The sequence below is a fragment of the Streptomyces sp. NPDC050508 genome (genome assembly GCF_040655155.1).
In the GTDB taxonomy this organism is placed as follows: Bacteria; Actinomycetota; Actinomycetes; order Streptomycetales; family Streptomycetaceae; genus Streptomyces.
Map to the genome: position 1 here is coordinate 403,190 of NZ_JBFAJJ010000009.1, position 10,969 is coordinate 414,158.

11 protein-coding genes are annotated in these 10,969 nt (G+C 70.6%); 5 read left to right on the plus strand and 6 right to left on the minus strand.

Annotation, left to right across the window (positions count from 1 at the left end; all coding sequences use genetic code 11):
- Positions 1-13 precede the first annotated feature (13 nt).
- Positions 14-547 (minus strand): VOC family protein, encoded by a 534-nt coding sequence (locus AB0I69_RS27150; protein ID WP_363098282.1) that lies wholly within the window; start codon positions 545-547, stop codon positions 14-16.
- 71 nt (positions 548-618) lie between these two features.
- Positions 619-1,230: a flavin reductase family protein gene (locus AB0I69_RS27155; RefSeq protein ID WP_363098283.1), complete on the minus strand. Its 612-nt coding sequence runs from the start codon at positions 1,228-1,230 to the stop codon at positions 619-621.
- 225 nt (positions 1,231-1,455) lie between these two features.
- Between AB0I69_RS27155 and AB0I69_RS27160 the strand changes: the two genes are divergently transcribed.
- Positions 1,456-2,049, plus strand: a complete 594-nt coding sequence (locus tag AB0I69_RS27160; protein WP_363098284.1) for an HAD family acid phosphatase — start codon at positions 1,456-1,458, stop codon at positions 2,047-2,049.
- 21 nt (positions 2,050-2,070) lie between these two features.
- Here AB0I69_RS27160 and AB0I69_RS27165 read toward each other — a convergent pair whose 3' ends face one another.
- From AB0I69_RS27165 to AB0I69_RS27180, 4 genes are all read right to left on the minus strand, one after another.
- On the minus strand, positions 2,071-2,859 hold the full coding sequence (locus AB0I69_RS27165) for an enoyl-CoA hydratase-related protein (protein ID WP_363098285.1): 789 nt from the start codon (positions 2,857-2,859) through the stop codon (positions 2,071-2,073).
- Positions 2,856-5,081 carry an acetate--CoA ligase family protein gene (locus tag AB0I69_RS27170; RefSeq protein ID WP_363098286.1) on the minus strand — a complete coding sequence of 742 codons (2,226 nt, stop codon included), beginning with the start codon at positions 5,079-5,081 and terminating at the stop codon, positions 2,856-2,858. The genes AB0I69_RS27165 and AB0I69_RS27170 overlap by 4 nt, the downstream gene beginning before the upstream one ends.
- Positions 5,082-5,216: 135 nt before the next feature.
- On the minus strand, positions 5,217-6,410 hold the full coding sequence (locus AB0I69_RS27175; RefSeq protein WP_363098287.1) for an NAD(P)/FAD-dependent oxidoreductase: 1,194 nt from the start codon (positions 6,408-6,410) through the stop codon (positions 5,217-5,219).
- A 278-nt stretch (positions 6,411-6,688) separates the two neighbouring features.
- Positions 6,689-8,296 (minus strand): subtype B tannase, encoded by a 1,608-nt coding sequence (locus AB0I69_RS27180; protein ID WP_363098288.1) that lies wholly within the window; start codon positions 8,294-8,296, stop codon positions 6,689-6,691.
- A gap of 231 nt (positions 8,297-8,527) precedes the next feature.
- Here AB0I69_RS27180 and AB0I69_RS27185 point away from each other — a divergent pair, with 231 nt between their 5' ends.
- From AB0I69_RS27185 to AB0I69_RS27200, 4 genes are all read left to right on the plus strand, one after another.
- Positions 8,528-8,980, plus strand: coding sequence for a DoxX family protein (locus AB0I69_RS27185; protein ID WP_363098289.1), 453 nt, complete (start codon positions 8,528-8,530; stop codon positions 8,978-8,980).
- Complete coding sequence (locus tag AB0I69_RS27190; RefSeq protein ID WP_363098290.1) at positions 8,977-9,384, plus strand: OB-fold domain-containing protein; 408 nt, start codon at positions 8,977-8,979, stop codon at positions 9,382-9,384. Before AB0I69_RS27185 ends, AB0I69_RS27190 begins: the two co-directional genes overlap by 4 nt.
- A 65-nt stretch (positions 9,385-9,449) precedes the next feature.
- Positions 9,450-10,049, plus strand: a complete 600-nt coding sequence (locus AB0I69_RS27195; RefSeq protein WP_363098291.1) for a GNAT family N-acetyltransferase — start codon at positions 9,450-9,452, stop codon at positions 10,047-10,049.
- Between the two features lie 58 nt (positions 10,050-10,107).
- On the plus strand, positions 10,108-10,797 hold the full coding sequence (locus AB0I69_RS27200) for a pyridoxal 5'-phosphate synthase (protein WP_363098292.1): 690 nt from the start codon (positions 10,108-10,110) through the stop codon (positions 10,795-10,797).
- Positions 10,798-10,969 lie beyond the last annotated feature (172 nt).

Consider the following 10,969-nt stretch of genomic DNA (forward strand, 5'->3'; position numbering starts at 1 on the left):
GGGAAGCCTCCTGTCAGCCGGCCGTCCGCACCGGAGCACTGCTGCGTCCGCGGCCCCGGCCACTGACTTCGGCGTCGAACGTCGCCTGGGCGACACGCATGACCTCGGCGTACTCGGGTTGTTGCAGCCGCTGCCACATCTCGTCCTCGGGGACGTCCTCCACGTGGGCGACCACCCACCAGATGGTGCCGAAGGGGTCCTTGATCCGCCCGCCACGCTGCCCGAAGGCGTCGTTCGCGAGGGGTGTGACGATACGGCCGCCGGCGTCGACGGCCCGTGCGAACGCCCGGTCCGCGTCGGGCACGAACACGCGGAGCAGGCTCGGCATGACGGGCCAGTCCGCGGCCCGGTCGAAGGCCAGGACGACGGTGTCCCCGACCCGGATCTCGCCGTGCCCGATCGCCCCGCCCTCGGTCGCCACCCGCCCGAGCTCCTCTCCGTCGAACGCCGCGGCGACGAAGTCGAGAAAGGCTCCCGTGTCGTCGGTGACGACCCAGGGCGCGACGGTGGTGTAGCCCTCGGGCGCGGAGTTGGTCTGCTGAGGCATGGGAGTTCCCTTCGTCGCTGCCGGGTGTCGGGGCGACGATAGGAGCGGGGTAGGTCGGATTCCGTCCTACTTCACGGTCGGAGGAACCGGCCCCGGTGGAACAACAGCGGCGCCGCGTCGGCGTCTTCGGTGCCCAGCCCGTCCACCCGTCCCACCACGATCAGATGGTCGCCCCCGGTGTGCACCGCGTGGATCGTGCAGTCGACCCACGCGGTCGCGCCGGTGAGGCGCGGCGACCCGGAGACGGGCGACGCGTCGTACGGCACGCCCGCGAACTTGTCGGTGCCGCTGATCGCGAAGCCGCGGCACAACTCGCCCTGGTGGGCGCCGAGTACGTTGACGCAGAAGACACCGGCGCGGGCGATCCGCGGCCATGTCGTGGACGTACGGCCGACCATGAAGACGACGAGCGGCGGGTCGAGGGAGAGGGCGGAGAAGGACTGGCAGGCGAAGCCGGCCGGGCCGGGCTCGCTGCCGGCCGCGGGGGCGGTGATCACGGTCACGCCCGTCGCGAACGCGCCCAGGACGCGCCGGAATTCACCCTGGTCGACCGGTGCCCGCTCGTCGTCCGTGACGCAGCGGAGCTCCGGCCGCGGCAGCGCCTCGACAGGCTGCGCGGCCGGAGCGCTTCCGGCCGACCTGAGGTAGCGGACGGCGGCTGCTGCCGCCCCTGCGTGTCCCATCACAGCATCCATTGAAGCTGACGGGTCATCAGATAGGAAGGGGTGCGGGCGCCGACGTGCGGGCACTGACGGCCAATTCACAGAATGCCGGTCAGAACATGGGAGTCACGTCGCCGCACGGACCTCCCGGAGTCACTTCCCGCACACCCGCCACCAGCAGTGTTGCGAAACGACTGCCACCGGTACGGAACCAGTGGCTGCCGTGACCTGAGGAGCACCCACCCGATGAACCGTCTCACCGCACGCGGCGGCGCCCTGGCCGCAGTGGCCGGCCTCGCCCTGACCCTCGCCGCCGCGCTGCCCGCGCAGGCAGCCGACTCGACCGTGACCGAGTCCCAGTGGCTGACCGACGTCGCCGCCGTCACCGGCCCCGCGCAGACCTACATCGACTCCCGTGCCGCCGCCAACACCTCGGGCGCCAAGCAGGCGATCGTCCTCGACATCGACAACACCTCGCTGGCGTCCTACTTCGAGGGCGGCTACCCCACCCCGGCCGTCGCGCCGATGCTCGCCCTGGCCAAGGACGCGCACGCCAACGGCGTCAGCGTCTTCTTCGTCAGCGCCCGCACCAACCTGATCGACGTCGCCACCAAGTACAACCTGACGCACGTCGGTTACACCGTCGACGGCCTCTACACCCGCACACTCAGCGAGATCGCGAACGAGAGCATCGCCGACTTCAAGACCTCCCAGCGCAAGGCGATCGAGGCCGGCGGCTACGACATCATCGCCAACCTCGGCAACAGCGCCACGGACCTCTCCGGCGGCTATGCCGACACGACGTACAAACTCCCCGACTACGACGGCCTGTTGGACTGACGCCCACCGGGGAGGGGGAGTTCACCGTCCCCGGTACTCGGGACTCCTGCGCTCCACGAAGCTCGCCACACCCTCCCGGGCGTCCTCCGTGGTCATGTTGATCTCCTGCGCCGCCGCCTCCGCCGCGAACGCGGTCGCCCGGTCGCTGTCCAAGGACGCGTTGACGAGTTGCTTGGTGAGGACGAGGGCCCGGGTGGGGGCGGTGGCGAGACGTTCCGCCCACTCCCGGGCCGTCTTCGCCAACTCCCCGTCCGGTACGACCCTGTTGACGAGGCCGAGCCGTTCCGCGTCCGCCGCGCTCACCGCGTCCCCGAAGAACATCAGCTCCTTGGCCCGCTGCGGCCCGATCAGCCGGGCCAGCAGATACGCGCCCCCACCGTCCGGGACCAGCCCCCGTCGTACGAACACCTCGATGAACCTCGCCGACTCCGCGGCCAGTACGAGGTCGCAGGCCAGGGCGAGATGCGCGCCCAGGCCCGCCGCCGTGCCGTTCACCGCCGCGATCACCGGTTTCTCGCAGTCCAGGACGGCGGCGATCAGACGTTGCGCGCCCAGGCGGATCGTGCGGGCCACATCGCCGGCCACCCGCTCACCGGCCGCGGGCCCGCCCCGCAGGTCCGCGCCCGCGCAGAAGCCGCGCCCGGTGCCGGTGAGGACCACCGCCCGGACCGCCGGATCGGCCGACGCCTCGCCCAACAGGCCGATCAGCCGGTCCCGTTGGGCCGGGGCGAGGGCGTTCAGGGCCTCGGGCCGGTTGAGGGTGAGGTACGCGACCCGGCCCGCGACGGTGTGCACCACCTCGGTCGTCATCGGCACACCGCCAGCGCGTCCAACGCCACCGCGCCCTGCCCCCGCGGCAGCACCATCAGCGGGTTGATGTCCAACTCGCAGAGCACATCGCCCAGTTCGAGCGCCATGCGCTGCACCCGCAGGATCACCTCCACCAGCGCGTCCAGGTCCGCCGGTGGCCGACCCCGTACTCCGTCCAGCAGGGGACGCCCGCGCAACTCCCCGAGCATCTCGCCCGCCTGGTCCTCACCGAACGGCGGCACCCGTACCGCCACGTCCCGCAGCACCTCCACCAGCACCCCGCCCAGCCCGACCGTCACCGTCGGCCCGAACAGCTCGTCCTGCGTGACGCCCACGACCATCTCGACGCCCCGCTCGACCATCTGGCAGACCAGCACACCGTCCAGGGTCACGTCCTCGTAGCGCGCGATGTCGGTCAACTCCCGGTAGGCGTCCCGGACTTGACTGGCCGACGTCAGCCCCACCTTCACCAGGCCCAGTTCCGTCTTGTGCGCGATCTGCGCCCCGGACGCCTTCATCACCACCGGGTAGCCCACCAGCCCCGCCGCCCGTACGGCCGCCGCCGCGCTGGTCACCAACTGCTCGCGCGGCACCCGGATGCCGTAGGCCCGCAGCAGTTGTTTCGCCGCGTGCTCGCTCAACTGCTGGCCCGGGCGCATCAGCGCCTGCGCCTTGCGGAAGGAGGGGGAGACGGTGCGGGGGGCCTCGTCGAAGGGGGAACGGTAGGCGTGCACGAAGCGGTGGTGGGAGAAGTAGGCGCGCAGCGCCGTGATGCAGTTGCCCACCGTGCGGAACGTCGCCACCCTCGACGATCCCAACAGCACCTCGCGGTACGCCGGTTCGGTGCCCACCGGCGAGCCCCACACCACGCACACCACCTTGTCCGTGCGCTCGGCCGCCGCCACCAGGTCCTCCACCAGCTTGTCGCTCAGTGGGGGGAAGGGGCCCGTGACGGGGCAGACCAGCACCCCTACCTCCGGGTCGTCGAGGATCGCGTCGATGATCTTCCGGCCGCGCCAGTCGCCCACCGGGTGACCGCCGTTGTCCACCGGGTTGGCCACGCTCAGGTACGGCGGTATCCACTCGTGGAGTTCGGCCTGTTTCGCGTCCGACAGCTGCGGGAGGCGTAGGCCTGCCTCGCTCGCCAGGTCGGCGAAGTGGGCGCCCGTGCCGCCGGAGATCGAGTACACGACCACCCCCTCGGCCACCGGAGGCTTCGCCCGCGCCAACAGCGTTGCCGTGTCCTGGAGTTCGTCGAGGCCGTCGACGCGGATCACGCCGTACTGGCGCATCGCCGCGTCCACCACCGTGTCCGCGCCGGTGAGTTTGCCGGTGTGGGAGGCGGCCGTGCGGGCGCCGGTCTCGGTGCGGCCGACCTTCACCGCGACGACGGGCACCTTGCGGCGGGCGGCGCGGTCGGCGGCCAGGAGGAAGGAGCGGCCGTCCTTGAGGCCCTCCACGTAGCAAGCAATGGTGCCGACTTCGGGGCGCTCGGCGAAGTAGGAGATGAAGTCGGCCGTCTCCAGGTCGGCTTCGTTGCCGGTGGGCGCCCAGTGGGAGAGGCGGATGCCGAGTTCCTGGAGGGCGAAGACCGGGCGGCCCTGGTGGCCGGACTGGGTGATGAGGGCGATGGCGGGGCCTTCGAGGTCCTCGCGGAAGTTCTCGAAGGCGTTGAGGTTGGTGTTCGGACCGAGGAGACGCAGGCCCGACCTCCCTACGGCGGCGGCGAGTCGGGCCTGTGCCAGCGCACCCTCCTCGCCCGTCTCCGCGAAGCCCGACGCGAAGGCGACCGCGAACTTCACCTTCGCCTCGGCGAGTTGCTCGATCACCGGGAGGGGGTCGGCCACCAACACCACGGCCAGGTCCACCTGTTCGGGGAGATCGGCGACGGAGGGGAAGCAGGGGATGTCGAAGACCGTCGCGCGGGTGGGGTGCACCGGGTGCAGACGGGCGCCCACCCTCCCTGCCCAGGCCATGAGTTGGCGGGTGATGCCGGTGTTCGGCCGTCCCTCCGCGTCCGAGGCGCCGATCACGGCGACCGACTCGGGGCGGAAGAAACGGTCCAGGTCGGGTACGCCGGCGTACAACGGCCGCCCGCTGATGTCGAGGTCGTCGACGTCGGCGGGCCTGCCGTGGACGGCCGGGCCGGGTTGCTCACCGCAGGCGATGACCCGGGCCCGGCGGGAGTCGGTGGTGAGGGTGCCGTGGGTTGATCCAAGCATCGGTCCGCCCGCTCCTGTGTGACAGTCGTGACAGCACAATTAACTGACGCAGTGTCAGATTACTGAACTGACACTGCGTCAGGAACTGTCGTGCACGCAAAGAACATAGATGTCTCGGCCTGCGGCAGAGGACCCTTATGCCAACTGGCCCTTGCGGACGCCCTTGGCGACCGCCTTCGCGATCTTCTCCGCGTCGATCGCCATCTCGCGGAACATGCCGCTGATGGGGTTGGTGAAGCCGGTGAAATACAGGCCTGGCGCGTCCTTCGGGGTGTGCGCGCCGGTCGCGACCGGCTTGCCGCGGGCGTCCAACACACCGAGGTGGCCGACGAGTTGCTCCAGGGAGCGGACGTATCCCGTGGCCGCGATCACGGCATCCGGCCCGATGCGGTCGCCGCCGGCGAGGACCACCTTGCCGTCCTCGAAGCTCTCCACGGCCGCCACGACCTCGACCAGCCCCTTGCGCACGGCATCGATCAGCCCGACGTCCTGCACCGGGATCGACCCCTCCTTGACCCGGCTGTACAGCCCGGTGTCGGGGTGCGGCAGCCCCTGCGCCGCCAGGTCCGGCACGCTGAGCTTGGCCATCGGCCCCGCGAGCCGGTCGACGACGCCGACCGGCAGCCGTCGTACGAGAACGCCCGTGTACTGCGCCGCCCAGCCCGCGGTCGAGCGGCGCACGATGTGCGGGGTCGTGCGGACGGAGAGCCGGACGCGGGACGCTCCGCCCTCCACCAGGTCGACCGCGATCTCCGCGCCCGTGTTGCCGACGCCGACGACCAGGACGTCGCGGCCGGCGTAGGGCTGGGCGTTGCGGTAGTCGGCGGCGTGCAGGAGGTCGCCGGTGTAGGTGTCGCGGCCGGGCCAGTCGGGGAGCTGGGGGGTGTGGTTGGTGCCGGTGGCGATGACGACCGCGCGGCCGGTCAGCTCACGGCCGCCGGTGGCGTGCAGCAGCCAGCCGGCGCCGTCCGCCGAGCGCTCGACGCGGGAGACCTCGACGCCGGTGACGATCTCCAGCTCGTGGACCTCGGCGTACTTCTCCAGATAGCGCACCACGTCGTCCCGCGAGACCCAGCGCCCGAACCGGCGCGGCATCGCGAGCCCGGGCAGCCCCGACAGGCGCCGGGTGGTGTGCAGGTGCAGACGGTCGTAGTGCCTCCGCCAGGACGCCCCGACCCGGTCCGACTTCTCCAGTACGACGGCACGGATGCCCTGCGCGCGCAGCGCGTACGCGGCGGCGAGTCCGCCGGGGCCGCCGCCGATGACGTACACGGGGCGGTCTGCGTGGTTCTGCGCCGCGGGGATCGGGGGCGCTGTGGAGTCGGCCATGAGCGCGAGCGTAATCACGTCCCACGTTGATGGGTCTCGGTCAAGCCCGGAATTGGTTGCGGATTGATCACGGGTGTGGAGGACTGGGTGAGGTTGCTGGCGTAGGGCCTCTGGTTGTGGGATGTACAGCCTCTGGTTGTGGGGGACGGATGAAGGCGCTGCGGCCGGGAAAGCACACGACGCCGAGCCCGCATCGTGCGCGAAGGGGCTCGGCGTCGTGCCGGCGGCGACCGGAATGTATGACGGGAAACCGGCACCGCGGCTGAGGGGAGGGCGGCTTACCGGCGCTTGGCCTTGTGGCCCGTCACCTGGGCGATCCACTTGATGAAGTCGCCCGGGTCGGTGTTGGCGCCGTGGCCCTCGTCCCAGTAGTAGATGTGGTTCACGTCGTCGCCCAGGTTGTCGAGACGGGCGGCGAGGTTGGCGGCGACCGTCAGCGAGGTGTCCGAGTCCTTGGTGCCGAGGCGGATCCACCAGTGCTTGGAACGGTTCGGGTTCACCTTCTCCACCAGGTGGAACATCGGGTTCATCAGGTCGAGCTTCGCGGGGATGTCGCTCGCAACACGCTTGCTGCTGAGGCCCGTTGAGTCGTTCTTCGCGCCGTACGCCGTGAAGTGCCGGGCCAGCGTCGTGCCCGTGCCGAACTCGTTGTTCTCGCCGGCTGAGAGGTCGAAGGCGTCGAAGGCCGGGGCGTCCTTCTTGCGGGCGCCGACGTGGGTGAGGAAGTCGGCCCAGGTGAAGGTGGCCTTGCCGCCGGACCAGGTGATGAAGGTGTTGGCCTTCAGGTAGGTCTCGCGGGCGGAGTCCGAAAGGGCGGCGAGGTATGTGGTCGCCGACGGCTCCAGGTACTGCTCGACCATGTACGCGTCGAGGTTGCGCGCGTTCAGCGGACCGAAGCCGCCGAGGCCGCGCAGCTTCAACCCGGCCTGGTACTCGGCGAACTGCGCCTGCAACGCCTTGGAGACGGTCTGGTCGACCGTCTTGCCGGTGCTCAGGTCGTTGGCGCCCCAGTTCCACTCGTAGGCGCCGTCCGCGTGCTCCAGGTCGGTGATCGGGCACCAGGCGCCGGTCGCGAAGATCGCGTCGGAGGCGTCGGCCGCGCCCAGCTCCTTCAGGTACTTGTCGTAGATCGGGCTGTCGCCGGACGCGCCCAGCAGCGAGGACAGGGCGCCACCCGCACTGGTCCCCGCGGAGACGATCCGCTCGACGTCGCCGGGGATGCGCCCCTTGTTGGCCTTCACGTACCGGACCGCGGCCTTGAGGTCGACGATCGCGGTCGGGGCGGTGCCGTAGTACTCGCCGCTGGAGTTCTTGAGGGTACGGCCGCGGGCGCCGGGCTCGATCACGACGTAACCGGCGGCCAGCGCGAGGAGCTGGTTGCTGGAGGTCGCACCGCCGGTGGCGTTGGTGTTGCCGTTGGCGCCCGGGGCGGAGGCGCTCGCGGAGGCCGAGGCGGAGGCGGAGGAGCTGGGGACACCGGACGGAGCCGCGCCGCCGCCCATGGCCGAACCGCCGCCGCCGACCTCGGTGGCGGTCGACACGGAGGAGGGCAGGTAGCCGCCGACGGAGTTGGCGAGCAGGATCGGCGCGTTGCTCGCGTCGACCGCCTTGCCGTCGATCTCCACCGGGGAGCTGACGATGAGGGACTGGTAGGTGGCGTCCACCGGCTTGGCGACGTACGTGATCGCCTTCCAGAAGTGGTAGACGACCGTGTGCTTCGTGCCCTCGGTGTCCGTGATGGTCTTCGTGAGCTTCGTGTAGGCGTCCGGGTCGAAGACCAGGGTGTCCGACGAGGAGGACGACGAGGACTTCGAGTCGCTCGACGCGTTCGCGCTGAGCGCGATGCCGCCGACCGCCGCGACACCGGCGGTCGCGCCGATGCCCATGACTACCGTCCTGCGCTTCACTGCCCTGTGCTTCACCGTGCTGCCTCTCGTCTTCCGACCGCGTCTTCCCGACCGCTCCTTGACCTTGCGCTTGCGAACGTAATCGGCGTTGAACAAAATCGTCAACAATCTGCCGGGCATTCATGGGGGACCCACAGCGGCACGGCCGGAACACAGGAATTTCATGGCCCCCTCTCGGCTTTCTTCAGGTTCTGACGTACCGTCAGATTCATGGATGCGATCTGGCTCAGCGCAGCGGACTGGCTCGCGGTCCTGCGCATAGGACTCGGCCTGTGGTGGCTGGAGAGCTGGCGACACAAGGACAAGAAGGCCTGGTTCGAACGCGGCACCGGCATCGCCTGGGCCGCCGACGTCGCCGCGAAACACCGCTGGACCGCGGTCCGTTCGGGCTTCGACGTGATGGTCGCCCCACGCCCGCGCACGATGGCGTACGTCGTCGTCTACGCCGAGCTGGCGGTCGGCCTCGGCCTGGTCGTGGGCCTCCTCACGCCGGCCGCGCTCGTCGGAGGCCTACTCCTCAACGTCCTCTACTTCACGCTCATGATCCACGACTGGGCCGAGCAGGGACAGAACGCGATGATGGCGCTCATCTCGGTGGTGGGCCTGTTCGCGATGTCCTGGCAGGTGTGGTCGGTGGACGCCGCGCTGGGCTGGTTCCGATGACCGCCACTCCGCGCTACGACATCCCCGAGACCGACGCCTTCACCCGCACCTACTGGCACGCCGCCGAACAGGGCCGGCTCCTGATCAGGCGCTGCGCCGACTGTGGACGCGCCCACCACTACCCCCGCGAGTTCTGCCCCCGCTGCTGGAGCGAGAACGTCACCTGGGAGACCGCGAGCGGACGCGCCACGCTCTACACCTGGTCCGTCGTCCACCGCAACGACCTGCCGCCCTTCGGGGAGCGGGTGCCGTACTTCGCCGCCGTGGTCGATCTCGTGGAGGGGCCGCGGATGATGACGGAGATTGTGCAGTGCGAGGCCGCCGGGCTGCGGGCCGGAATGGCGCTGGAGGTGACCTTCCGAGACGGGGTCGGCGTCGGGGTACCGGTGTTCCGGCCGCTGTGAGCCGGTGCCCGCGGACCGCCGAAAACGACGTACACGGCCCACGGGGAGCTTGATTCAATGGCGCGATGGCCCACATACGCGAGCGGTCCCGCCGACACCCCTTCCCTGAACTGAACGGTCACGGACTGCGGCTGCGCCCCTGGGACCCCGACGACGACACCGACGTGACGGACTGGCTCCGCGGAGTCTCCGACCCCGAGTTCCGCCGCTGGAACACCCCCCTACGGCCGATCACCGACCTCACCGGCGCCCGCAACTCGCTGCGCTCCCGCGCCGAGAGCGCGGAGGACGGCGTCAGCGCGTCGTTCTGCGTCACGGACGCGGCCGACGGTACGACCCTCGGACACATCGGCGTCAACGACATCGACCACACCATCCGCGTCGCCCGCGTCGGCTACTGGACCCTCCCCGAGGCCCGCGGCCGAGGCGTCACCATCCGCGCCCTCACCCTCGCCGCCCGCTGGGCCCTGACCGACCTGGGCCTGCACCGCCTCGAACTCGGCCACGCCCTCGGCCACGACGCCTCCTGCCACATCGCCGAACGCTGCGGCTTCCCGGCCGAGGGGACGCTGCGCGGGGCGATGTTCGAAGCGGGCCGCCTGGACGCGTTCCGTGACGTCCACCTGCACGGACGGCTGGCGACGGACCCGGAGACGGAGGTGTGACGGCCGACGGCTGACGCATCACCGGTGACTCCCGGCCGATGGAGGTGATACTCGCCCCATGGCAACGGGAACGGACCTTCACGAACTACTCAGATCACTACGGGTATGGGCCCCGGAGGTCACCGACCTACCACCCTTCGACCCGACCGCGGCACCGGCGACCCCACTGGCCCTCTTCACCACCTGGTTCGCGGAGGCGGTGGCGGCGGGGGAGCCCGAACCGCACGCGATGTCGCTGGCGACGCGGGACGGCGACCCGGAGACCGAGGGCGGGGGCCTCCCGGACGTACGGATCGTGATGCTGCACGGCGCGGACGACGAGGGCTGGTCCTTCGCGACCCACGCCACGAGCCGTAAGGGCCACCAGCTGAAGGGCTTCGCGTACGCCGCCCTCGGTTTCTACTGGCCCCGCCTCGGCCGCCAGGTCCGCCTGCGCGGCCCGGTCCTCCCGGCGACCCCGGCCGAATCTCAGTCCGACCTGCACGCCCGCTCGACAGGCGCCCTGGCGGCGGCGCTGACCGGCCACCAGAGCGAAGTCCTCCCGTCTCTGGGCGAGTTGACGCAGGCATCGGAAGCGGCCTGGGAACTGGCACAACGGGAGCCGGAGACGCCGGTGGAGTCCTGGACGCTGTACCGCGTGTTCCCGGACGAGGCCGAGTTCTTCCAGGGAGATGCGCTACGACGACACGTGCGCCTGAGCTATGTCCGGGAGGAGCGGGGCTGGTCGAAGGGGTTGCTCTGGCCCTGAGTTGTGAAGTGAACGTTGGGCCACTCGCTTCTTGGCCAGTGTCGGGCTTCCACGGCCCGAGTAAAGGGCGCTCCCTGCGGTCGCGTCGGCTACGCCGATTGCGCTGCGCTCCACCCTTGACTCGGTCCGCTCCAGCCCGTTTCAGAAGCGAGCGAGCGGCCCGGAGGAATGG